The 23,998-nt window shown below is 66.5% G+C and carries 21 protein-coding genes; 6 read left to right on the top strand and 15 right to left on the bottom strand.

All coding sequences use genetic code 11. The features are described 5' to 3' along the window. The first annotated feature begins 2 nt into the window (after positions 1 to 2). Both ACU0DV_RS00215 and ACU0DV_RS00220 read left to right on the top strand, forming a co-directional pair. On the top strand, positions 3 to 2,306 hold the full coding sequence (locus ACU0DV_RS00215; RefSeq protein WP_446240540.1) for a molybdopterin-dependent oxidoreductase: 2,304 nt from the start codon (positions 3 to 5) through the stop codon (positions 2,304 to 2,306). Between the two features lie 24 nt (positions 2,307 to 2,330). Beyond that, positions 2,331 to 2,900, top strand: a complete 570-nt coding sequence (locus ACU0DV_RS00220; RefSeq protein ID WP_446240541.1) for a peroxidase-related enzyme — start codon at positions 2,331 to 2,333, stop codon at positions 2,898 to 2,900. Positions 2,901 to 3,082: 182 nt separating this feature from the next. On the opposite strand, the gene ACU0DV_RS00225 is transcribed toward ACU0DV_RS00220, so the two are convergent. The 10 genes from ACU0DV_RS00225 to ACU0DV_RS00270 form a co-directional block, all read right to left on the bottom strand. Further along, complete coding sequence (locus ACU0DV_RS00225) at positions 3,083 to 3,769, bottom strand: GntR family transcriptional regulator (RefSeq protein ID WP_446240542.1); 687 nt, start codon at positions 3,767 to 3,769, stop codon at positions 3,083 to 3,085. A 77-nt stretch (positions 3,770 to 3,846) separates the two neighbouring features. Beyond that, the gene (locus ACU0DV_RS00230; protein WP_100931569.1) at positions 3,847 to 4,668 is read right to left on the bottom strand and encodes an HpcH/HpaI aldolase family protein; all 822 of its coding nucleotides are present in this window, start codon (positions 4,666 to 4,668) and stop codon (positions 3,847 to 3,849) included. Then, on the bottom strand, positions 4,665 to 6,080 hold the full coding sequence (locus ACU0DV_RS00235) for an FAD-binding oxidoreductase (RefSeq protein WP_446240543.1): 1,416 nt from the start codon (positions 6,078 to 6,080) through the stop codon (positions 4,665 to 4,667). The genes ACU0DV_RS00230 and ACU0DV_RS00235 overlap by 4 nt, the downstream gene beginning before the upstream one ends. Positions 6,081 to 6,151: 71 nt before the next feature. Further along, positions 6,152 to 7,156, bottom strand: coding sequence for a DctP family TRAP transporter solute-binding subunit (locus ACU0DV_RS00240; protein WP_283983671.1), 1,005 nt, complete (start codon positions 7,154 to 7,156; stop codon positions 6,152 to 6,154). A 55-nt stretch (positions 7,157 to 7,211) separates the two neighbouring features. Further along, positions 7,212 to 8,489 carry a TRAP transporter large permease gene (locus tag ACU0DV_RS00245; protein WP_100931484.1) on the bottom strand — a complete coding sequence of 426 codons (1,278 nt, stop codon included), beginning with the start codon at positions 8,487 to 8,489 and terminating at the stop codon, positions 7,212 to 7,214. Continuing rightward, complete coding sequence (locus ACU0DV_RS00250; RefSeq protein WP_446240544.1) at positions 8,486 to 8,986, bottom strand: TRAP transporter small permease; 501 nt, start codon at positions 8,984 to 8,986, stop codon at positions 8,486 to 8,488. The genes ACU0DV_RS00245 and ACU0DV_RS00250 overlap by 4 nt, the downstream gene beginning before the upstream one ends. Further along, positions 8,983 to 9,690 carry an SDR family NAD(P)-dependent oxidoreductase gene (locus ACU0DV_RS00255; RefSeq protein WP_446240545.1) on the bottom strand — a complete coding sequence of 236 codons (708 nt, stop codon included), beginning with the start codon at positions 9,688 to 9,690 and terminating at the stop codon, positions 8,983 to 8,985. The genes ACU0DV_RS00250 and ACU0DV_RS00255 overlap by 4 nt, the downstream gene beginning before the upstream one ends. After that, positions 9,687 to 10,544, bottom strand: coding sequence for an isocitrate lyase/PEP mutase family protein (locus ACU0DV_RS00260; protein WP_446240546.1), 858 nt, complete (start codon positions 10,542 to 10,544; stop codon positions 9,687 to 9,689). Before ACU0DV_RS00260 ends, ACU0DV_RS00255 begins: the two co-directional genes overlap by 4 nt. Before the next feature lie 456 nt (positions 10,545 to 11,000). Further along, positions 11,001 to 12,044, bottom strand: coding sequence for an L-idonate 5-dehydrogenase (locus ACU0DV_RS00265; RefSeq protein WP_446240547.1), 1,044 nt, complete (start codon positions 12,042 to 12,044; stop codon positions 11,001 to 11,003). A gap of 256 nt (positions 12,045 to 12,300) precedes the next feature. Then, a complete protein-coding gene (locus ACU0DV_RS00270) occupies positions 12,301 to 13,062 on the bottom strand; it encodes a class I SAM-dependent methyltransferase (protein ID WP_446240548.1) in 762 nt (253 codons plus the stop codon). A 123-nt stretch (positions 13,063 to 13,185) separates the two neighbouring features. Between ACU0DV_RS00270 and ACU0DV_RS00275 the strand changes: the two genes are divergently transcribed. Genes ACU0DV_RS00275 through ACU0DV_RS00285 form a run of 3 tightly spaced genes read left to right on the top strand, consistent with a single transcriptional unit; the run spans position 13,186 to position 16,208 of the window. Beyond that, on the top strand, positions 13,186 to 14,319 hold the full coding sequence (locus ACU0DV_RS00275; protein WP_283983667.1) for an ABC transporter substrate-binding protein: 1,134 nt from the start codon (positions 13,186 to 13,188) through the stop codon (positions 14,317 to 14,319). A 45-nt stretch (positions 14,320 to 14,364) separates the two neighbouring features. Further along, complete coding sequence (locus ACU0DV_RS00280; protein WP_446240549.1) at positions 14,365 to 15,426, top strand: FecCD family ABC transporter permease; 1,062 nt, start codon at positions 14,365 to 14,367, stop codon at positions 15,424 to 15,426. Next, on the top strand, positions 15,420 to 16,208 hold the full coding sequence (locus ACU0DV_RS00285) for an ABC transporter ATP-binding protein (protein WP_446240550.1): 789 nt from the start codon (positions 15,420 to 15,422) through the stop codon (positions 16,206 to 16,208). Before ACU0DV_RS00280 ends, ACU0DV_RS00285 begins: the two co-directional genes overlap by 7 nt. A gap of 140 nt (positions 16,209 to 16,348) precedes the next feature. Here ACU0DV_RS00285 and ACU0DV_RS00290 read toward each other — a convergent pair whose 3' ends face one another. Beyond that, a complete protein-coding gene (locus tag ACU0DV_RS00290; protein ID WP_446240551.1) occupies positions 16,349 to 17,881 on the bottom strand; it encodes an ABC transporter substrate-binding protein in 1,533 nt (510 codons plus the stop codon). A 136-nt stretch (positions 17,882 to 18,017) separates the two neighbouring features. Here ACU0DV_RS00290 and ACU0DV_RS00295 point away from each other — a divergent pair, with 136 nt between their 5' ends. After that, positions 18,018 to 18,947, top strand: a complete 930-nt coding sequence (locus ACU0DV_RS00295; RefSeq protein ID WP_446240552.1) for a LysR substrate-binding domain-containing protein — start codon at positions 18,018 to 18,020, stop codon at positions 18,945 to 18,947. On the opposite strand, the gene ACU0DV_RS00300 is transcribed toward ACU0DV_RS00295, so the two are convergent. From ACU0DV_RS00300 to ACU0DV_RS00315, 4 genes are read right to left on the bottom strand one after another with little or no spacing between them, the layout of a single operon-like run. Then, positions 18,931 to 20,313, bottom strand: coding sequence for a lyase family protein (locus ACU0DV_RS00300; protein WP_446240553.1), 1,383 nt, complete (start codon positions 20,311 to 20,313; stop codon positions 18,931 to 18,933). The two genes, ACU0DV_RS00295 and ACU0DV_RS00300, sit on opposite strands and share 17 nt — an antisense overlap. After that, positions 20,310 to 22,136 (bottom strand): dipeptide ABC transporter ATP-binding protein, encoded by a 1,827-nt coding sequence (locus ACU0DV_RS00305; RefSeq protein ID WP_446240554.1) that lies wholly within the window; start codon positions 22,134 to 22,136, stop codon positions 20,310 to 20,312. The genes ACU0DV_RS00300 and ACU0DV_RS00305 overlap by 4 nt, the downstream gene beginning before the upstream one ends. Then, entirely contained in the window at positions 22,133 to 23,050 is a 918-nt protein-coding gene (locus ACU0DV_RS00310) for an ABC transporter permease (protein WP_283983660.1), read from the bottom strand. The genes ACU0DV_RS00305 and ACU0DV_RS00310 overlap by 4 nt, the downstream gene beginning before the upstream one ends. Continuing rightward, entirely contained in the window at positions 23,047 to 23,964 is a 918-nt protein-coding gene (locus ACU0DV_RS00315) for an ABC transporter permease (protein ID WP_100931497.1), read from the bottom strand. Before ACU0DV_RS00315 ends, ACU0DV_RS00310 begins: the two co-directional genes overlap by 4 nt. Positions 23,965 to 23,998 lie beyond the last annotated feature (34 nt).

Consider the following 23,998-nt stretch of genomic DNA (forward strand, 5'->3'; position numbering starts at 1 on the left):
CGATGACCATCCGACGCATTCCGCACTGCAGCCACTGGGGCGCCTACACGCTGCTGGTGGAAGAGGACCGCATCATCGGCGTGGAGCCGTTGCCGCAGGATCCCGCCCCCTCTCCGATCATCCACTCCGTCCCGGAATGGGCCAAACCGGACCGCCGCGTCCTGCGCCCGATGGTGCGCGAGGGCTGGCTTGAGCACGGGCCGGGTTCAACCGGCAGGGCGCGTGGTTCGGACCGGCTGATCCCCGTGTCCTGGGATCAAGCCCTGGACCTCGTGAGCAAGGAGATCACGCGGGTTTCGAAGCAACATGGAAACGAGTCGATCTTTGCCGGATCCTACGGCTGGACAAGCTGCGGGCGCTTCCATCACGCCTCTTCCCTGCTGAAACGGCTGATGAACCTCGTCGGCGGCTACACCGGTCATGTGGATACCTATTCCATTGCCGCCGGGCCGGTGATCCTGCGTCACGTTCTGGGGGACGACGGCGCCTGCGGTGGCGAGGCCAACACGCTGGAAAGCATCGCCGCGCATACGGAAACGCTCGTGGTGTTCGGCGCGCTCAGCCCGCGCACCGCGCAGAACGAGGCGGGCGGCATCGGCACGCACCGGCTTGAGGACAGCCTGCGTGCTATCCGCGACCGGGGGGTGAAGGTGGTTGTCGTCTCGCCTCTGCGCGATGACATGCCCGGCTGGATGGACGTGGACTGGTGGCCGATCCGCCCGAACACGGACACGGCGCTGATGCTGGGACTGGCGGGCGAGCTTCTGGCTGCCGGGCGGCACGATGCGGGCTTCCTGTCGACATACACCAGCGGGGCAGACGAATTTCTCGCCTACCTGTCCGGTGATACCGACGGGCAGCGCAAGGACGCGGACTGGGCAGCGCAGATCACGGGACTGGACGCCGGGCGGATACGTGCCCTGGCGCGGCAGATGCCGGACACGCGGACCATGCTCACCGTCAGCTGGAGCCTCCAGCGCGCGCACCACGGCGAACAGCCGTTCTGGGCAGCGCTCGGGCTGGCTGCGATGCTCGGCCAGATCGGTCTGCCCGGGGGTGGTGTCGGCTATGGCTACGGATCGCTCGGCGGCGTCGGCGCGGCGATGTCCGCAGGCAAGTCACCCGCCATGAGCAAGGGGCGCGACGTTCTGCGCAGCTTCATCCCCGTGGCACGGATCGCGGACATGCTGCTGAACCCCGGCGCGTCCTATACCTACGAAGGCAAGACGCGGCGCTATCCCGATGCGCGGCTGGTCTACTGGGCCGGCGGCAACCCCTTCCACCACCACCAGGACCTGAACCGCCTGTCCGAAGCGTGGACGCGGCCCGAAACGATCATCGTCCAGGACCCGATGATGACCGCGACGGCCCGCCGCGCCGACATCCTCCTCCCCGCCTCGACCTCGATCGAGCGCAACGACATCGCGGGCAACAAGCGATCCGACCTCGTGCTGGCGATGCAGCAGGCCATCGACCCACTTGGCGAGGCGAAATCCGACTTCGACATCTTCTGCCTGCTGGCCGACCGGCTGGGCGTCCGCGATGCCTTTGACGAGGGCCGGGACGAGATGGGCTGGCTGCGCCACATCTACGATCTGACCCGGAGGGACGCGGCCGACAGGCTGGGCTTCGACATGCCCCCCTTCGAGGACTTCTGGACCAAGGGGCATGCGCCCTGCCCCCGGCGTCCGGACGTGCCGCACCTTTCCGACTTCCGGGCGGAGCCGGAGGCGAACCGCCTGAATACGGAAAGCGGGCGCATCGTCCTTGGCAGCCGGCAGCTCGGCCAGCTCGCGCTGCCCGATTGTCCGGCGCATCCCGCATGGCAGCCGCCTGCCGAATGGCTGGGCGGGGCGGCCGAGGACGAACTCCACCTCGTTTCTCACCAGCCGCAGGGGCGCCTTCACAGCCAGCTTGAAACCGGAGGCAGCAGCCGGGCGGAAAAGCGGAATGGCCGTGAACAGGTGCGCCTTCACCCCGAGGATGCCGCAAAGCGCGGCATCACGGACGGCGCGACGGTGCGCCTGTGGAACGCCCGGGGGGCCTGCCTTGCGACCGCCCGGGTGACGGACACGCAGCGACCGGGCGTCGCCGTCCTGCCCACCGGTGCCTGGCTGACAGGGGACGCAGACGGCACGGACCTGTCCGGCAATCCAAATGTGCTGACCCTGGACATCGGCAGTTCCGCTTTCGGGCAGGGCTGCGCGGCGCACACGTGCCTCGTCCGCATCGATCCGCACGACGAAAACCCCGGCGACGCGATGGACATCTATGCCGCGCAGATCGCCGCCGTGACCGACACCTGAAACGCTCCCGAAGGAAGGACCAACATGCTCGATACACCCGTCAGCCGGTTCCCGGTGCCCGACCTCGCCGACATGCCCGAGGATATCCGCAGCCGCATCGAGGCGGTGCAGGAGAAGTCCGGGTTCGTCCCCAACGTATTTCTGACGCTGGCGCACAGGCCGGACGAATTCCGCGCCTTCTTTGCCTACCATGACGCGCTGATGGACAAGCCGAGCGGCCTGACCAAGGCCGAGCGCGAGATGATCGTGGTGGCCACCTCCAACGCGAACCAGTGCCAGTACTGCGTGGTGGCCCATGGCGCGATCCTGCGTATCCGGGCCAAGGATCCGCTGATCGCCGACCAGGTGGCGGTCAACTACCGCAAGGCCGACATCACCGAAAGGCAGAAGGCGATGCTCGATTTCGCCATGAAGGTCTCTGCCCGCGCCTACGAAGTGGGCGACGCCGACGTCGAGGCGTTGCAGGCGCACGGATTCACCGAGGAAGACATCTGGGACATCGGCGCGGTCTCGGCCTTCTTCGGCATGTCGAACCGGCTGGCGAACCTGACCAACATGCGGCCCAACCCGGAATTCTACGCCATGGCGCGGTGATCCCGATCCGCGTCCGGCCGAGTGGGGGCCAGGAGCCAGAACTACACCCGCACGCGCTGAAGCTGACGCCGCAAGGTGGGCGCGGGCGGGCGGGTCACATGAACCCGTACGTCATTTCCTGCGGCGGACAAATGTGCCCGTCGCCCATGATCCCTGAGCGTCCAAGGTCTTTCGACCGGCAATCAGGCAAGCGGATCGAGGCGGGAGAGTTCGTCGATGGCGTCTGCACGGATCGAGGTGATGTGCTTGCCCAGTACGTCGTGCACCGTTTCCCAGTCGCCCTGCCGCAGCCCTTCCACGATGGCGACATGCTGGTCGAAGCTGTCCTCGCGCCGTTGCTTGAACCGGGCATTGAGCGCGGTGCGGATGGTGGCGATGCGTGCCTCGACGAGGTGAAAGGCATTCTGCACGAGGCTGTTGCCGCAATGGTCGAAGAACAGATTGTGGAACTCGGTGTCGATGCGGACATAGCCTATCTCATCACCCGCCAGCATCCGTTCGCGCATCCGCTCAACCGCGTCGTCGAGCGCAGCAAGGAAGCCTTCGCGGTTGGCGTCCATCGACAGCCGCAGCGCCTCGCGTTCCAGCATCAGGCGATAGTCGCAGATCTCGCCCACCTCTTCGGCTGTCGGCACGAAGACGAAACTGCCGCGTTTCGGGATGATCGTGACTAGGCCGGTGAACTGCAACGCGTTGAGCGCATCGCGGACCGGCGACCGGCTGACGCCGAAGACCGTGGCGAGCTTGTCTTCCGAGATGTTCTCGCCAAAGACGAAATGCCCGTCAATGATGGCCTGACGCAGACGCTCGACCACGATCTCGGTCAGCGTCTTCGGCGTTTCGATCTGCATCCCGGGTCTTGCGGGCATCTGGCGGGGCTGTCCTTCTGGCTGTTTTCGGGGTTCCGCCGTCTTAGCACGGCGGCCCCCCTGTTCAAAAGCGCGGATCAGTAGCGGCGCGGGGCTGCGGCGGTGGCGTCCACCACGTTGCGCCCAAGCTCGGCATCGCGCGCGGCGGCACTGGTACGGATTCCTTCGACAAGCACGGAAATGTCATTCACACCGGCAACCAGACCGAACCCCTTCTGCCGCAGGGTCGCGAAGTCGCGTCCGCCACCCGGAACGGTTGCCAGAAGCTTGCCCGCGCCCAGCACCTTGGCCTCGACCTCTGCAAAGGCGGCCTGCGGCGTGGCGTGGTCCATGTCCTCGATGTGGCCCAGCGTTGCTGCAAGGTCGTTCGGGCCGAGGAAAATGCCGTCGATGCCCTCGACACCGGCGATCTCCGCCAGCGCCGACACGCTCTCCGGCGTCTCGCATTGCACGAACACCAGCACGTCCTCGTTCGCCGTGCGGGATGCATAGTCCGGACGCGTGCCGTAATCCGATCCGCGCACGATGGGGGCAGCATACCCGCGGCCGATGCCACCCGTGCCGCGCACCGGGTAATGGCAGGACCGCGCGATCTGCTGGGCCTGTTCCACCGTGTTCACCATCGGCACGACGATCGAGCGGAAGCCGCGATCAAGCACCTTCTTCAGCATCGTGTCGGTGCCTTCCGGCACGCGCAGGATCACCTCGCCGCCCGCGGCCTCAACCGCCCGCGCCACGGAAACCCAGGTTTCGAGGTCGCCGATGCCGTGCTCACCGTCGATCAGGACGACCGGCCAGCCGTGCCGCACCAGGATTTCCGCGATGTCGGGGCAGCCAAGTTCGGCCCAGGCCGCGGTGATGAACTCGCCTTCGAGAAGGCGTGTCTTCAGGGAATTCATGTCTTGTCTCCATTTGGGGTGTCGATGACTTTCCCCGGGTTGAGCAGCCCCGCCGGGTCCAGCGCGGCCTTGATGCGGGCCATGAGCGCCAGTTCCTCGGCAGAGCGGGTATAAGGCAGGTAGCGTTTCTTCAGCAGGCCTATGCCATGTTCGGCCGAAACCGTCCCTCCGAAGTCGCGCACCGTGTTGTAGACGATGCCGCTGATGCGGTCCATCGGCTGCTCGGTCACGGCGCGGTCCAGAGCCACGATATGCAGGTTGCCGTCGCCGATATGGCCATAGTAGACGCTCAGCGCCTCCGGCATTTCGGCGATCAGCCGCGCCCGGCAGGCGTCGGCGAACTCGTCCATCCGCTTCACCGGCAGTCCGATGTCGTAGGCGCAATGCGGGCCGAGCTTCGTCATGAACTCGGCGCAGGCATCGCGCAGGCCCCAGAAGCGTTTCACATCCGAAAGGCTCTGGCTGATGGCCGCGTCCTCCACGATCCCCGCCTCGTAGACCTTCTCGATCCAGTTCATGAACCGCGGACCGTCGATTTCCTCGTCCAGACCCTGCGCCTCCAGCAGGACATAGACCTTGTGTTCACCGTCCAGCGGCGAGCGGACGCCCACCGTCTCCGTCACGACCTGCCAGTAGTCCGACCACATGACCTCGAAGGCCGACAGCATCGGCCCCAGACCGCGGCGCGCCTCTGCCAAGAGCTTCAGCACATCGTCGTAGGACCCCAGCCCGCAGAGCGCGGCGTTCACGCAGCCGGGCTTCGGGTGCATCCGCAGCACGGCGCGCGTCACGATACCCAGCGTGCCTTCGGAGCCGATGAACAACTGCTTGAGGTCGTAACCCGCGTTGTTCTTCAGCATCTTGTTCAGGCCGGAGACGAGCGTCCCGTCCGGCAGCACGTATTCGAGGCCGAGGATCATCTCGCGGGTCATGCCGTAGCGGATCACCCGGTTGCCGCCCGCATTGGTGCCGATGTTGCCGCCGATCAGGCAGGAGCCGCGCGCGCCAAGGTCCAGCGGGATGAAGAAGCCGGCTTCGTCCGCGGCCTTCTGGATCACCTCGAGCGGTGTGCCCGCCCGCACCGTCATGGTGGAGGAGGCCGGGTCGATTTCCTCGATCCCCGAGAAGCGTTCCAGCGAGATCATCACCGCGCCGTCGATGGGGTGCGCACCACCGGCCAGCCCTGTCAGCCCACCCTGCGGCACCATGGTCGCGCCGGCCTCCGCACAGAGCCGGACGGCCTCTGCCACGGCCTCCGGCGTGTCCGGGCGCAGAACGGCCAGCGGCCTCACGTCGGCCAGGAAGGACGTGTCGTGCAGGTTGCGCGCGGGAATGTCGGTCCCCGACAGCAGCGCGGGCCCGGGAAAGGCTTCGGCGAGGCGGGACAGAAAGGAAGCGGTGTCGAGCGGCATCGATTTGAAATCCTTGAGAAAGGGTGGGCTGGCGCCTTGGGGGAGTGAAAGCGACGCCAGCCCGGTCTGGCTCAGTTGCGGATCTTGGCCAGCTCTTCCATGAGCCGATCGAAGTTTTCCTTGCCGACGGACTCCATCGAGGTCTCGTAGACCGGGGTCACCAGCTCGCGCAGCTTCGCCATCTCTTCGGCCGGCATCTCGGAGATCTCCATGCCTTCGGAGGTCAGCTTGTCGGCGGATTCGCCCACGGCCGCACGGGACCGCTCGATCTGCGCGTCGCGCGCCGATGTGGCACAGGACTGCACCAGCGCCTGCTCGTCCGCGTTGAGGCTTTCCCAGACGCCCCGGTTCACCAGAACCGGGTTCGGGGAATAGGCGTGGCGCGTCAGGGTCAAGTATTTCTGCACCTCGTAGAACTTCGTCGCCTCGATCAGCGGCAGCGGGTTTTCCTGCCCGTCGACGGCGCCGGTCTCGAGCGCGGTGAAGACCTCGCCGAAGGCCATCGGCACCGGGTTCGCGCCAAGACGGCGGAAGGTGTCGAGGAAGATCGGGTTCTGCATCACGCGGAAGTTCAGCCCCTCGAAGTCCGACACGGCCTTGATCGGGTGCTTGGAGTTGGTGGCGTTGCGGAAGCCGTTTTCCCACATCGACAGCATCACCAGGTCATGCTGCGGCATCTTCTCGGCCACGTAGTCGAAGAACGGGCCGGTCATGATCGCGTCGACCTCTGCGTCGTTCTCGAACATGAACGGCAGGGTGAACACGCCAAGCGCCGGTTCGATGCCCGCGATGGCCGCGGAGCCGGTCACCACCATCTCGATGGAGCCGGAGCGGGTCGCCTGCGTGGCATCCGCGTCGTCGCCAAGCTGGCCGGAATAGAAGCCCTTCAGCTTCATCTTGCCGTCGGAGCCTTCCTCCATGCACTCGCTCATCGCCGCGATGCCGGTGGCAATCGGGTGATCCTTGGCCGCGCCGCTCGAAATCTTGAACGTGTGCTTGCCGTAATCGGCGGCGAGCGCCGGGGTGGTGAACGCCGTGGCGCAGAGGGCCATGGCCGCAAGGGTCTTCAGTTTCATTTTCAGTCTCCTCCTTGGTATTTTTTGTGTCGCAGTCGGTGTCGGTTCTTCTTGTTCAGCGCAGCCAGTTCAGCGGCGTCAGAACGAGTTGCGGGAAGAGCACCAGCAGCGCGAGAACGGTGATCTGGGCGAAGAGGAAGGGCGCCGCCCCCTTCGCCACGCGGTGCAGCGGCACGCCCGACACCCCCGCCGAGACCGAGAGCACGATGCCCACGGGCGGCGTCACGAGGCCGATGGCGCAGTTGATGACGAAGAGCACGCCGAAGTAGATCGGGTCGATCCCCGCCTCTTCGACCACCGGCAGGAGCACGGGCGCGAGGATCAGGATTGTCGGCCCCATGTCGAGCATCGTCCCGATCATCAGCACCAGCGCCATGATGACGATCAGCAGCAGCGTCGGACTGTCCACCAGCGGCCCCACGAGGTCGAGCACGATGCCTGACAGGTCCGCCAGCGTGATGAACCATGCCGTGGCCAGTGCCGCCGCCGCCAGCATCATCACCACCGCCGTGGTGAGGGCCGCATCCCGGAAGACCCGGAAAAGCTGGCTCACCTTCAGTTCGCGGTGGATGACCATGCCGACGAAGATGGCGTAGACGGCAGCGATCACCGCGGCCTCGGTCGGAGTGACGACGCCGAAGCGGATGCCGCCGAGGATGATCACCGGCATGCCCAGCGACCACAGCGCGTGGCGCGTCTCGCGCAGGCGCACGCCCCAGCCCTGCCGCGGTTGCGGTGCCACGTTGTCGCGCCGCGCGACGATCAGCCAGGCCACGATGGCGCCGATGCCCATCATCACGCCCGGGACGATGCCCGCCATGAAGAGCTGCGTGATCGACAGGTTGGTCGCCACGGCGAAGATGATGTAGGCGATGGAGGGCGGGATGATCGGGGCGATCACGCCGCCGGAGGCCATGAGCCCGACGGAGCGCGCCTCGTCATGGCCGGACTGCTTCATCATCGGCAGCATGATCGCGATGAGCGCAGCCGAATCCGCCGCCGCCGACCCGGACAGCGATGCCAGGATGATCGCGGCAAAGATCGCCACCACACCAAGCCCGCCGCGCACATGCCCGACGAAGGCCATGGCGAAACCGATGATCCGCTTGGACATACCGCCCGCGTTCATCAGTTCACCCGCAAGCAGGAAGAACGGGATCGCGAGGAGCGAGAAGTTGTTCGCGCCGACGACCATCCGCTGCGACACGACCTGCGCGTCGAAGAGGTCCATCTGGAAGCCCATCACGGCGGCACAGATCAGCAGCGCGAAGGCCACCGGAACGCCGATGCAGAGCGTGACACCCAGCGTGACGATAAACAGGACGAGAGTCATTCCGTCACCTCCCGGCCCGACTTCGGGATGCCGGTCAGGCGGCCTGTGGCGTATCCGACCATGCGCAACCCGGCCATAAGCCCGATCAGCGCGGACATCGGGATCAGCACGCCGAAGACCCAGATCATCGACATGCGCGTGACCGGGGCGATGTTGGTGGCGTTGACATGGAACTGCTGCACCGTGCCGACGAAGACCATGACGCAGACGGCAAGGACCAGCCCGTTCGCCAGCGTCAGGAGGGCGCGGCGCACCGGCGGGCTGACCGTCGTCACCACCAGGTCAAAACCCATGTGCATGTTGTGGCGCATCGCCACGATGGCGCCGAGGAAGATCAGCCAGACAAAGAAGAAGCGCGACAGCTCCTCGCTCACGTCGATGCCGGACCCGAAGCCGTAGCGCAGGACGACATTGGCAAAGACCATGATCGTCATGCCTGCCAGCAGCAGCACCAGCAGCACTTCCAGCAGCCTGAAGAACCCGTCGATCAGCTTCACCGCCGTCCTCCCGCAACCTTGAGGATTTCGCCCGTCACGTAAGGCGCGTCGAACAGCAGCCATTCGGCCGTGCCCGCGACCTCGTCCGCCGTGCCGAGCCGGCCCAGCGGGATGCCCTCCGCGGCCTGCGCGCGGGCATTCGGCGCCGTCATCACCGCGTCCTGAATCGGCGTGTCGATGATGCCCGGGGCCAGCGCGTTGACCCTCAGGTCAGGCGCGAAGTCCCGCGCCATGGCCCGTGTCAGCGCCATGATCGCGCCCTTGGACGCGCCATAAGCGGCAAATCCCGGCGCGCCGCCGTTCTCCCCCGCGATGGAAGAGAGGTTGACGATCGCCGCTTGCGGATGCGGGACACGCGCCTTCATGAAGGCCTGCGTCACCATCATCAGCCCGACGACGTTGACGTCGAGGATGCCTTGCAGATGCTCCGCGTCGAGCGCGCCCCATTCCATGCGTTGCCCGAGGACGCCCGCGTTGTTCACGAGGTGCGTGACACCTTCAAGCGGGGCACCGGCGATGGCACCCGCATCGGACACATCGACAACGGCGGTCTCGACAGCCGCGCCAAGCTCCTGCTGCGCCGCCGTGAGTGCCTGGCCGGAAATGTCCCACAGAATCGCCCGCGCGCCGCGCGACACAACCCGCTGCGCAACGGCAAGACCGATGCCCGAGCCCGCCCCGGTGATCAGGACCGTCGCGGTCATTCGCCGTGCCTGTGGGCAAAGTCCTGGTGGTTCGCCAGGTCGACGATCTCGCAGAATTCCGCGTAGGTCAAAGCATCGCCGCCCCCGGGGAGCCCCGTGCTCTTGAGCCGCGCCAGCGCGGTGGCGCTTGCCCGGGCCGCCGCAAAGAGGGCCGTGACCGCATACATCACGATGGAGAAACCCATATCCCGCACATCCTCGATGGAAACCGACGCGGCATCCGTGCCGTCGACGAGGCTCAGCACCTTCGGCCCCTCGACCCGGCGGGCAATCGCCTCGACCTCGGCACGGGTCTTCACCCCGTCGACGAAAACGAGATCGACACCGGCATCCCGATACCGAGCCGCACGGGCCACCGCCTCGTCGAGCCCGAGCGGCTGCAGCGCGTCGGTGCGCCCGATTATGAGGATATCGCCCGTTCCGCGCGCCTCGACGGCGGCTTTCAGGCGGTGCGCGCCCTCCTCGGGCGACACGAGCCTTACGCCTGCCAACTGGCCGCAGCGCTTGGGGGAAAGCTGGTCCTCGATGTGCATCGCGGCGACGCCGCCCTGCAGGTATTCCTCGACCGTGCGCGCGACGTTGAGTGCGCCGCCGTAGCCCGTGTCGGCATCCGCGATCACCGGGATGTCCACCGCGCGCACCATGGCGCGGGCATGATCTGCCATCTCTGTCTGGGTCATCAGGCCGAGGTCGGGTTTGCCCAGGCGGGCCGCCGTCGCGCCAAGCCCGGTCATGTAGACAGCGTCGAACCCATGCCCCTGCACCAGTCGTGCGGTAAGCGCATCGGGCGCCCCCGGCGCGACGGTGAGCAGGCCAGTATCAAGCCGGGTCCGCAGTGCATTTTCGCGGGTCATTCTGTCTCCTCCCGGGTTTGAACGGCCTCCTCTGCCGCCCTTCCCTCGTTTCGTGATGTTTAACATGTTACGTGTGACGTATGTCAATACCCGAACGCGGAGAGACGTGATCCGCCATGATCTGCGGACAGTCAGGGACTTTAGCGGGAGGATTGGGCCGCCGTGTATCGGCAGCTGTCAGCGCCCACGCGGCCCGACGACGATTGTGGAAAGAACGATCGTCCACGATCGGTTGAAACGACGCAGCTGTAGAAAGCGCCATCTGGCCTGCGTTCACGACATCGTCGGCGGATCAGTGCAGAGGCTTACCTGGACCCGCACCCCCTCGGGCAGCAGCAGAGCAGTGTGTCGCCGGGGCATGCACCATGGCAGAGACCGCACGCCGCAACCCTGACAGCCTCGCATCAATACCGTCACGCACCGCCATGAACCGCAACAGTCAGGACTTCCCGCGCCTCAGCCGCCGGAGAAGCGGATCTGCACCTTCATGGCGCGGGACTTGTCCGCTGCGAGGTCGAAGGCTGCGACGGCCTCCTCCATCTCGTAGACCCCGGTCAGCAGCGGACTCAGGTCGATGCGCCCGTCCGAGATGACACGCGCCGCGGTGGCGAATTCCTCGTGGAAACGGAAGGTGCCCTTCAGGGTCAATTCCTTGGCGACAGTCAGTTGCAGCGGCAGCGGCGCATCGCCACCCATGCCCACAAGCACGATCCGGCCGCCGGCCCGCGTGATGTCGAGCAGCCCGCGCAACGCGGGCGCAGCCCCGGAACATTCGAAACCGACATCCACCTGCCCCTTGTCCCGCTTCAGCGGCTCCATCGCATCGGACCCGGCGGCAAGATTGATCGTCTCGTCGGCCCCCATCGCGCGGGCAATGGCGAGCGGCGTGTCCGAAATGTCGGCGGCCACGATCCGCGTCGCCCCGGCCAGCCGCGCGGCGGCGACGGTGAGGCATCCGATCGGACCGCATCCGGCGACAAAGACCGTCTGCCCGACCAGAGACCCCGCCTGCCGCACCGCATGCAGGCATACGGCGAGCGGCTCCGTCATGGCGGCATGGGCCAGATCGGCCCCCGGATCGAAGCGTTCGAGAAGCTGCACAGGCGCCGTCAGGGTTTCACGGAACAGCCCCTGTTCGTGCGGCATGCGCATGGCCGATCCGTTGAACCGCATGTCGAGGCACTGGTTCGGTTGTCCGCGCAGGCAATAGGCACAGGCCCCGCAGGGCCGCGACGGGTTCACCGCGACCTTGTCGCCCACGCGCAGACCCTCGACGCCTGCGCCAAGGGCGGTGACGACACCGGATACCTCGTGCCCCAGCGCCATCGGCTGCTGAACCCGGATCGCACCGAAGCCGCCGTGCAGGTAGTAATGCAGGTCCGATCCGCAGATGCCGCCATTCGCGACAGCGACCTGGGCCTCGCCCGGACCGGGCGGCAGGGCGTCCTCGAAGGGATCGACCCGCAGATCGCGCGCGCCATGGATGACAACCGCTTTCATGCGCGCACCTCCCGGACAGGGATAGACGGGATGCCGGAGGACCGGCGTGACATGAGCGGTGCGGGTTTCACGTTTGGCAGCCTATCCAGGGGAAATTTCGGGGCGCGGGCGTAACCGCGGACGGGTCTTGATACCAAGCGCCGGTGACAGCGTTCAAGCTTTCATCTTGCAGCGCATTGCAAAGCTCCGCCCCCGACCTCCAACGCGGCCAGACCGATCGGCCGTTCGCTGCCGCATCCCCTTCGATCCATACCTCCTACGGTTCGATCCCCTCCGGCTTCGTTGCCCGGATCAGGTAGCGATGTTCGGACAGACGCAGCAGCGACTTGCGCCAACCCAGATTCGACCTCTGTGCGCGGTGTATGCGCCCCAGCCGCTTGTCTGTACGCAGATCCGTGAACCCGGCCTGGGCCAGCAGGTCCGACACCGACGACGCCCGCGCCCCTTGAGAGAAATGTACCCGCTGCAAAATCCGCTGATGACGATCCATACGCCCGCGATCCACCGTCCTGCCACGCAGGAGAAATCGGGCCAACAGCCCCCTAGTGACAAAATCGCCGTCCACCAGCAGAAGCGTGCCGCCCGGCGCCAGCACCCGGTACCATTCGGCAAAGGCGCTCGCGGGGTCGACCAGTGTCCAGACCAGATGGCGCGTGACGATCACGTCCATAGAGCCCGAGGGCAGCATCGTCCGTTCGGCATCCGCCTGCAGAAAGGTCACATCCGGCAGCTTCATCCGCGCCCGCTCCAGCATCGGTTCGGCCCAGTCGAGCCCGGTCACCTCGAACCCGAGCCCCTTGCACAGCCGCGATATTTCCCCGGTTCCGCTGGCGAGATCCAGCAGCCGCCGGCCGCGCGCCGGGCCGAGGTGCTTGCGGAACAGGGCCTCCCACGCGGCCATCTCGGCTCCGTCTTCGATCTTGTGGCCGGGATCGTTGTCGAAGGTCGCGGCCCGGTCGGACCAGTAGTCCCGGATCTCGTCGCGGATGTCCCGATTGCTGTGAGGATGACTGTTCATTGAACCTTCCGTCTTTGCTTTCCAGCGGATTTCCTTTAGCCAATGATTTTTGTCAACTTATATCTTGACTAAAATACTCGGATAACACATCCCAAGGGCAGTTCACGATACGAGGAAGCGAACATGACCCTGAAACGGATGCTTGGCGCCACTGCGCTGGCCTTCCTGCCCGCCCTTCAGGCGGTGGCCGATCCCATCACCGTGACCGATATCGTCGGGCGCGAGGTCACGCTGGACGGGCCCGCCGACCGCGTGATCCTCGGCGAGGGCCGGCAGATCTTCTTTGCCGCCGTGCTCGACAGGGACGACCCGTTCAAACGCGTCGTCGGCTGGCGTGACGACCTTCTGCAGGCGGCCCCCGAAAGCTACGAGATGTACGCCGAGAAGTTCCCGGAGCTTACGGAGATCCCGACCTTCGGCGGCTTCAAGGACGGCACCTTCGACATCGAGCAGGCGGTGGCGCTGGACCCGGACGTGATGATCCTGAACCTCGAGGCCAAGGCCGCCACCGATGAAGCGGGCTACGAGGAAAAGCTGGCCAAGGTCGGCATCCCGATCGTCTACGTCGACTTCCGTGAAAAACCGTTCGAGCACACCGCACAGTCGATGCACATCATCGGCGAACTCTTCGGCAAGGAGGACCGCGCGGCGGAATTCAACGCCTTCTACGAAGAACAGATTGCGCGCGTGACGGACGTGATCGCCGCGCAGGACGACCTCGACCGCCCGCTGGTCTTCGTCGACCGCGCAGGCGGTTACTCCGAAGACTGCTGCATGTCCTTCGGCCACGGCAACTTCGGCACCTTCGTCGAACTGGCGGGGGGCGAGAACATGGCCAAGCCCTTCATCCCCGGCACCTTCGGCACGATCAACGCAGAGCAGATCATCGCGTCCGATCCCGACCAGATCGTCGTGACGGGCGGCAACTGGGAAGCCTACGTGCCCGGCGGTTCCTGGGTCGGGGTCGGCCCCGGATCGGACGAGGACGAGGCGCGTGCAAAGCTGGCCGCGCTGATGGAGCGCCCCGGCTTCACCGGCGTCAAGGCGGTGGAAGACGGACAGGTCCACGCGATCTGGCACCAGTTCTACAACAACCCCTACAGCTTTGTCGCCGTGCAGCGGCTCGCGACCTGGCTGCACCCGGATCTGTTCCCGGATCTCGATCCCGATGCGACGCTGGTCGAACTGCACGAACGGTTCCTGCCGGTCGACTACCACCCGGGCTACTGGGTGTCTCTGGCGCCGACCACGCACTGACCTGACGGGGCAGCCTGCGGGCCGCCCCCAACTTCCGGAGAACCCATGGCTGCGCTCACGACGAATGCCCCCACCCACGCCGCCAGCTACCGCGGGCTGGTCGCCCGGCGGATCGCGATCCTCAGCGGCCTGACCGTTCTTCTGATGCTGTCGCTTGCAGTAGATGTCTCGCTCGGCCCGGCCCGCTATGGCCTTTGGGACGTGTTGCATACCGTCCTTGCCCCCGGCGCCGCGGATGTGCAGATGCGCGTGGTGATCTGGGACATCCGGATGCCCATGGCGCTGCTGGCGGTCGTCGTGGGCGCCAGCCTGTCGCTCGCGGGCGCGCAGATGCAGACGATCCTCGCGAACCCGCTGGCCAGCCCCTTCACCCTCGGCCTGTCAGCGGCCGCAAGCTTCGGCGCGGCGCTGGCCATGGTGCTGGGCGTCGCGCTCTTCCCGACGGCCATCGCGCTGATGGTCCCGATCAACGCCTTCGCCATGGCCATGGCGGCGGCGCTGCTGATCTTCGGCCTGTCGACGATGCGCGGCGTGACGGTGGAAACCATCGTCCTTCTGGGCATCGCGTTGGTCTTCAGCTTCAACGCGGCGCTGGCCCTGCTTCAGTACTTCGCGTCCGAGCAGGCGCTGTCGGCGGTGGTGTTCTGGACCATGGGCAGCCTGACCAAGGCGACCTGGCCCAAGGTCGCCGTCGTAACCGCAATCCTGCTGATCTGCACACCACTGTTCGCGCGCCGGGCCTGGGCGCTGACCGCCATCCGGCTGGGCGAGACCCGGGCGGCGGCAATGGGCGTTCCGGTGAAGCGCCTGCGGCTCGAGGCGCTGTTCCTCGTGTCGCTTCTGGCCGCCGTGCCGGTGTCCTTCGTCGGCACCATCGGGTTCATCGGCATCGTCGGCCCGCACGTGGCGCGCCTGCTGCTGGGAGAAGACCAGCGCTTCTTCCTGCCCGGTGCCATGCTGTCCGGCGCGCTGATCCTCTCGGCGACCTCTGTCCTGTCCAAGGCGATCCTGCCCGGCGCGGTCCTGCCCATCGGTATCATCACGGCGCTGGTCGGCGTGCCGTTCTTTGCCGCGCTGATCCTGACGAAAGGCCGCAAGTCATGGTAAGCCTCGCTCTCGACCGCGTCGGTGCCCGCTACGGTCGCCGCCAGATCCTGTCCGACGTCTCCACCCCCGATATACCGGGCGGCGCCCTGACCGCGCTGGTCGGCGCAAACGCCGCCGGGAAGTCCACCCTCTTCCGCCGCATTGCCGGACAATTGCGCGGTGCCGGAGAGGTGCGCCTTTCCGGGGCGGAGGACACCGACCTGCGCTACATGCCGCAGGACACCGCCATGAGCGCGGCGCTGACCGTCTATGAATCCGTCATCCTCGCCCTGAAACAGGGGGGCGGAAGCTGGCGCCTGTCCACAGCCGAGCTGGCTGCGGTGGACGAGGTGCTGCACCGCTTCGGCGTGGCGCATCTGGCGAACCGGCAGTTGCCGGAACTCTCCGGCGGCCAGCGGCAGGCGGTCAGCGTCGCGCAGACGCTGGTAACGCGGCCCAGGGTCGTTCTGATGGACGAACCGACCTCGGCGCTGGACCTCTACCGGCAATACGAGGTGCTGGATGCGCTGCACCGCTACGCGGAGGACACCGGCGCGGTGGTCATCCTCGCGCTGCACGACCTCAACCAGGTGATGCGCGCCTGCAGGACGGTGATGGCCCTGGCCGGGGGCCGCATCCTTGCCACCGGGCCGACGCTAGAGGTCCTGACGCCAGAGCTGATCGGCACGCTTTACGGCATTGACAGCCGGGTTGAGCGGTGTTCGCGCGGTTGTCCGATGATGATCGTGGACGGACCGGCGCGGTCGACGGAGCGGCAGGACGAAGCGGCCACCGCGTCCTGAGCCCCTTCAAAGGCGACGACCCGTACCTCATACGGTGCGGGTTTCCCAGTCGCCACTGGCACGGACCTGAGCGTTAGACAAACTTCCGTCGCGCCCTGAAGGCAATGCCGGGACGGATGAGACCGCCCCGGCCATCCGCATCACTCGCCCCAGGAGGCCTTGTAGAGCCGCGGAAACCCGTCGTCGTCCGTCGGAAAGTCCAGATCCGGGTCGGTCAGGTAGTTCACCGAGTACGACCACAGCGGCACCCAGTACACCTGGTCGGTGATCCGCGCGTGGATCTTGGCGAAGAGGTCGGCCTGCTCGTCCGCGTCCAGCGAAACGTAGGCGTCCGTCACCATCTGCGCGAGTTCGGCGTCGCCGGACAGGTTGCGGTCGCTGTCCGGGTCGAAGTGCTGCCGGATCGGCGGCGCCGTGTCCCCGCCCCATGTCCCGAAGTACGACGAGATCTGCCGGTTGGCGCGGGCCACGTTGAGGCTGTCCAGCTTGACCTGCCGCAGCGTGGCGTCGATGCCCACCTCGTTCAGGTCCGCGACGATGGCTTCGCCCATGGGCTTGTCGCGATAGCCCCAAAGCTCCATCTCGAACCCGTCTTCATACCCGGCCTCCGCCAGCAACTGGCGCGCCTTTTCGGGATCGTATGCGTAGGTCGTAACCTGCTGGTTGCAACCGAGCTCCGAGGGGTGGCAGGCGCCGTCGATGGCGGCCGCCGCGCCGCCGATCAGGGCTGCGGCGATCTCCTCGCGGTCGATGGCATGGGCCACGGCGCGGCGAACATTGAGGTCGGTCAGCGGCCCGTCCGGTTCGGCCAGCCCGCCGGCATCGAGGATCAGGAAACCGATACGCCGGTCGGGACCCGACAGGTGCTTGACCTGCGGCATGTTGCCGAGGTTCTCGGCCACGTCGCGCGGCACGTCGTAGATCCAGTCGATGCTGCCCGAGATCAGTTCCGCCTGCTGGGTCCCTTCGTCGGGCAGCGAACGGATGACGATGGTCCCGATGGAGGGATCGCCCTTCGGGCTGCCATCGTAGTAGCCCGAGAAGCGTTCCAGCACGAGTTCGTCGCCCGGTTCGAAGGACGTGACCTTGTAGGGCCCAAGCCCCACCGGCCCGCCCGACGCCGCGTTCACGTCGATGGTGCCATCGGTCCCGTATGTGCCGGCTTTGCGGATCGGCACCCGGATCGCCATGTCCTGCAGGGCCAGCGGATACTGCTGCTTGAAATGGAACCGGACCTTGTAGGGCTCCAGCACCTCGGCGCGGTCGAACCAGACCTCGATCCGCGCGCCGGACAGGCTCTGCGACTCCCCGGAGGCCACCGTGTTGTAGGTGTAGGCGACGTCCTCGGCGGTCATTTCGGTGCCGTCGTGAAACAGGATGCCCTCGCGCAGCGTGACGTCCAGCGTCACCGGATCGACCTGCGTGTAATCGGACGCCAGCGCAGGTGCGTAGCTGCCGTCGGAAGGATTGATCGCGAGAAGCGTCTCGTCGATCAGTTCCGAGATGATGATGTACTCGCGCTTCGTCGTGAAATTGTAGTCGAGGTTGATGATGTCCTCGGTGAAGGCGACACGCATGGTGTCGTCCGACTTGTCCGCAAGGGCCGTGCCCGCCAGCAGCGGGGCCGCAGCAATCAGACAGGCCGAAACAAGCCCGGTCCTATTTCGTATCATTGTTATCCTCCTCCCGAGGCCGCGCATTGTTCAAGGGTCTCATTGGTGCGGCTGAGGAAAGGTTAGCTTGCGGCCGCATTTGACAAAATTGCTGTCTTGATGCCTTCTGTTGCAAGAAACGCAACAGAAAGTGGCGATGAACCTGCGTGGCCTCCAGCTCTTTCGGGACATCGTGGTCACCGGCACCCTGTCGGAGGCTGCGAACAGATCGAACATGTCGCATTCGGCCGCCAGCCGCCTGCTGACGCAGCTCGAATACCAGCTCGGGCTGACCCTGTTCTCGCGGTCGCGCCGCGCGCTGGAACTGACCGAACACGGCACGTTGTTCTACCAGCAGATATCCAACACGCTCGACGGGCTGAAGGAGATCCCGCACATCGCCCGCGACATCGCGAGCCGGGGCAACCGGACCCTGTCCATCGTGGCGGCGGCCCCGCTGGCGAACGGGCTGGTGGTGCCGGCGCTGGCGCGGATCTACGCAGCCGCGGGCAACAGCAACTGCAACATCCAGGTCGAAAGCCGGTTCGCCATCGAGAGCAAGGTGGCCGCGGGCGGCTACGACGTGGGGCTGATCTCTCTTCCGGTGGAGAACGAGATCGTGCCGCTGGACATCGTCCCGATCCTGCGCGCGCGCCTGTGCATCCTGCTGCCCCGCGACCATCCGCTGGCAGAACTGCAGGAGATCCCGGTGGATCGGCTGGCCGAAGAACCGTTCGTGACCCTGGCCGCAGGTCAGCGGTGGCGGGTGCGGCTCGATGAACTGATGGGCAGCGCGGGCTACCGGCCGCGGATCCTGTTCCAGACGGGTTCGACCGTTGTGACCATCGAAATGGTGCGCAGTGGCATCGGCCTGACCCTCAGCGATCTGGTCTTCTTCCCCGCCATCCTGCACGACCGCCATGTGCTGCGGCCGGTGGAAGGCGACAACTGGATCACCTACGCCGCGATCTTTGCCAAGGGATCGCGGCCCGTCCTGGCAGAGCCGTTCCTCGACGCGCTGAGCGACCACGTCGAGGAACAGCGCGCCACCTACCCGGCGGTGGCGGACCTCATGTACCTGATCTGACGAGGCCCAGCCGGTCCGCGATGGCACGCGCCATGTCGGCTGCCTCCCGCGCGATGCGTTCGCTGTCTCCGCAGTACTCCGCGGGGTCGAGCGCCAGACGGATCTCGTCGCGCGTCAGATGGTCCGCGATGGCGGCATCCGATTGCAGGATTTCGACGACGCTCTCCCCGTCCGCCCGAGGTTTTCCAAGCGCGTGATGCACCATGTCGTGCGCATTCGCGCGCCCGGTCCTGGGCGCCAGCTTCATCATCAGGTTCTCGGTCGCGATCCCGCCCTGGGTCAGGCGGGTGTTGAGCTCCATCCGGACCACGTCGACGGAGGTGCGCGACAGCAGGACATGGAAGCCTTCGCTCAGTTGCCAGGCCAGCGGCACGGCCCGATCCAGCATCGACCCCAGCAACTGGTTGACCGCCGCGTCGCCCTCGTGGCTCGTCCGCCCGGTTTCCAGCGCCATGGCCGACATGTTCCGCAGCTCGGCGGCTTCGGACAGGACGCGGACCACGAATTTAGGATTGATCTTGTGCGGCATGGTCGACGAGCCGACCGTGCCCTCCTCCAGCCGCTCGGCAAGCTCGCCCACCTCCTGCGTCATCAGCAGGTAGATTTCGCCCGCGATCCGCTCGATCGTCATGGCCAGCAGGCAAAGCTGGATGACGTAATCCGCGAAAAGGTCGTTGACCGCGCGGCCGGGCACCAGCAGGTCGCGCAACCCCAGCCGTTCGGCAAGACGGCGGTGCAGCTCCTGCCCCTCCGGCCCGTAGGCGTGGAAGGCGCCGACCGCGCCCCCGAATGGCAGCGAGAACAGCCGGTCCGCGCCGCCGTCCAGCCGCTGCACCGCACGGCCCAGTTCCTCGATCCAGCCCGCGACCTTGAACCCGAAGGTGATCGGCAGCGCGTGCTGGCGGTTGGTGCGGCCCGCCATCAGGGTCGTGGCGTGTTCGTCGGCCAGCCCGGCCAGCAGCCGCAGCGCCGTGGCGAGATTGGTCCGGATCGCCTCGTCCGCCTCGCGGATCAGCAGGATGCGGCCCGTCTGCATGACGTTCTGCGTCGTGGCGCCCCAATGCACGTAACTGCCCGCCTCACCGGCGGCCTCCGCCAGCAGCCTCGTGAGCGACATGACCGGCGCCATCGTCCGGCGGATGTGTCGTTCCAGAACATCGGCGCCGATCTGGTCGACGGTCGCGGCCTGCCGGATCTGCGTGGCCGCCCAGTCCGGGATCATCCCCATCTCGGCCTGGATCTCTGCCAGCGCGGCCTCCACGTCCAGCCAGGATTGCCAGAGCGATTCACGGGAAAACAGGGTCTGCGGAGTCAGCGCGCCACCGGGCCGTCCGCTGTGCTCAAGACCGCTTACGGGCGAATTCATTGCACGTCCTCATGTTCCGGCGAGATGGCATCGAAGCGGGGCGCCGCGGCCACCAGCCGGCGCGTGTACGCGTTCGCAGGCGCGCGCAGGACCTGCCGCGCATCGCCCTCCTCGACCATCCGGCCATCGAGCATCACCACCACCCGGTCGGCGATCTGGTGCACCACCGCCATGTCGTGGGTGATGAACAGGTTGGTCAGGCCCATCTCGGCCTTCAGATCGTCGAGCAGGTTCAGGATCTGCGCCTGGATCGAGACGTCGAGCGCGGAGGTCGGCTCATCGCAAACGAGGATCTCCGGCCTGGTGACAAGCGCCCGGGCAATCGCCACCCTCTGCCGCTGGCCGCCCGACAACTGCGAAGGATAGGCGTGCAGCAACCGTCGCGGCAGCCCCACCAGATCCAGCGCGTCGCGGACCTTCGCCTGACGTGTGGCCGCATCGTATTCCCCGGTCAGCTGCAGCGGCCAGGCGATGATATCCGCAAGCCGCCGCCGCGGGTTGAGCGAGGAATAGGGATCCTGGAACACCGGCTGGACGAACCGGGCGCGTTCCTTCGTCGAAAGGCTTGCGACCGGACGTCCCAGCATGAAGACCTCTCCCGAGGTTGGCTCGTCGAGGCCCAGCAGGATGCGCGCCAGCGTCGACTTGCCCGATCCGCTTTCGCCGATGATAGCGAGCGTTTCGCCCTTGCGCAGGTCCACGGTCAGACCGTCCAGCGCCCTGATCTCGCGCATCGGGCCGAACATGCCCCGCCGCGACTGGTAGACCCGGGTGATGTTGCGCGCCGACAGCACCGCCTCGGCATCCGGCGCAGGCTTGGCCGCGCGGAGGGGCGTGAGCGACGTTTCCACCGCGGGCGGCGTTTCCAGCACGCAGCGGCAGGTATGCCCGGCGTCATGCTCGCGCACCGGCGGGCGGTGCGCGGTACAGGCGGCGTGGGCATGTGCGCACCTGGGGGCAAAGATGCAGGCCGTCGGTTCCTCCATCACGGTCGACACCACCCCGGGGATCGCGCCGAGACGGCCGGGCGACCCCGAAAGCTGCGGGATCGCGTTCAGGAGCGACTGGGTATACGGATGCGAAGGCTTGCGCAGCACCGCATCCGCCGGCCCCTGTTCTACGATTTCCCCGCCGTACATGACCGCAACCGCATCGGTGCGCTGCGCGACCACTGCCAGGTCGTGCGAGATCAGGATCATGCCCATGTCGCGTTCGCGCCGCAGATCGTCCAGCAGGTCGAGGATCTGCGCCTGCACCGTCACGTCGAGCGCGGTCGTCGGCTCGTCCGCGATCAGCAGTTTCGGGTCGAGCATCAAAGTCATCGCGATCATCACACGCTGACGCTGGCCGCCCGACATCTGGTGCGGGTACTGCGACATCCGGCCCTCGGGGTCGGGAATGCCCACGCGGTCTAGCAGCGCAATCGCCTTCTTCCGCGCCTCGCCCGACGACATCAGCCCGCGATAGACCGCGGCCTCGGTCATCTGGCGCCCGATGGTGTAGACCGGATTGAGCGAGGTCATCGGCTCCTGGAAGATCATGCCGATGCCGGTGCCCGGGACCGTATGGGCGAACCGGCGGTCGTCGAGCGTCGCGAGGTCCAGACCGTCGAACCGAAGCACCTCAGCCTCGCAGGTTGCGCTGCGCGGCAGAAGCCGCATCAGCGCCAGCGCCGTCATGGACTTGCCCGACCCGCTTTCGCCGACGATGCCAAGCGACTCACCCTTCTCCAGCGTCAGGGTGGTGTCGCGCACCGCGCGTAGCCGGCCATGCGGCAGGCGGATGCTCACGTTCAGGTTGGCGATTTCGAGAAAGCTCGTCATTCGTTGCGCCCCTCCGGCGAAGTGATGTCCCGCAATCCGTCACCCATCAGGTTCGCCCCGATGACCAGCAGGAACAGGCAGATGCCGGGCAGCACCACCAGCCACGGGCGGAAGAACATGGATTGCTTGCCCTCGGCGATCATCAGGCCCCAGGAGGGCGTGGGCGGCTGGATGCCGACCCCGAGGAAGGACAGGCTCGATTCCGCGAGGATCGCGATGCCCAGTTCGAAGGTGAAGATCACGATGATCTGCGGCACGAGGTTGGGCAGGATCTCGTGCAGGATGATTTTCGGCGCGCTGGCCCCCGACGAGGCCGCCGCCGCGACGAAATCGAGGTTGCGCAGGCGCTGCGTGGCCGAACGGGTGACCACCAGGTAATAGGTCCAGTGCAGCACACCGACGATCCCGATCACCACCCAGATCGACGGGCCGATGATGAAGACCAGCGCCATGGCCAGCAGAAGACCCGGCAGCGCAAGCTGGGCGGTCAGCAGAAAGCTGATGGCGTGATCGACCCAGCCGCCGAAGTACCCGGCGAGCACCCCCGCCGTGACCCCGATCAGCAGCCCGATGCTGGCCGCGCCGATGCCGATGGTGATCGAGATGCGCGTGCCGTAGATCAGCCGGCTGAGATAATCGCGCCCGTTCTGGTCCGTGCCCAGCAGGTACTCGGGCGATCCGCCCTCGCCCCAGAACGGCGGCAGCATCCGCGCCGAAAGGTTCTGCGCAAAGGGATCGTGCGGCGCCAGCAGCGGCGCGAAGATCGCGACCAGCGTCATCAGGGCGATGAGGCCCGCGCCGATCAGGAAGCCGGTGTGGCCGAACATCCTCTGGCGGAACACCTGGCCCGGGGAAAGGCCCTCGGCTTCGGGCCGGGTTTCGACGGCCGCGATTGAGATATCCGTGTCGGTCATCCGATTCTGATCCTCGGGTCGAGCGCCGCATTCAGGATGTCGGCGAGCAGGTTCATGGCTACGAAGACGATTGCGAAGACGAAGATCAGCATCTGTACCGTCGGGATGTCGGCCCCGAGGATGGATTCCAGCGCCAGCCGCCCCAGCCCGTTGATCGCAAAGATGCTCTCGGTGATGACCGAGCCTCCGAACTTCTGGCCCAGTTGCACCGCCAGCACCGAGATCACCGGCAGGATGGCGTTGCGCAGGGCATGCCGCCGCAGGAGCGTGGTGCCGCGAAAGCCCTTGGACCGGGCGGTGCGGATGTAGTCGGCGCTCATCACCTCGATCAGCCCGGTCCGTGTCAGCCGCATCACCGCGGGCACCGAGGAGGCGCCCAGCACGATCGCGGGCAGCACGAAGTGATACCAGGTGTTGTCGCCCGAGACCGGGAAGATGGGGATCATCACCGCGAAGAGGATGATCATGATCAGGCCAAGCCAGAAATTCGGGATGGCCTGCGCCGAGACCGCGACCCCCAGCGCCATGCGGTCGATCCACGAATTGGGGTTGAGACCGGCCAGCGCACCGAGCGGAATGGCGATCACGATGGTGACCAGCAGTGCCGACAGCGCCAGCGTCAGCGTCTCGTCGGCGCGGTCGGCGACCAGTTCGGCCACCGGCTTGTGCCAGTAGTAGCTTTCGCCGAAGTCGCCGGTCGCCACCCCGGCCAGCCACGACACGTACCGCTCGTATATCGGCCGATCGAGGCCGTAGCGGGCGCGGATCGTCTCGACGACGTCGGGCGTGGCATCCTCGCCCGCGATGGCCTGCGCGGGGTCGGAGGCGACGTTCAGCAGAAGGAACGCCGCGAGGGAGACCGTGAAGGCGACGAGGATCGCGAGCAGGCTCTTGAGTGCGATGTATTTGAGCATGTCTTATCGTGTCCTGCGGGAAGCGGGCGGGCGG

The organism is Sagittula sp. (assembly GCF_052825245.1).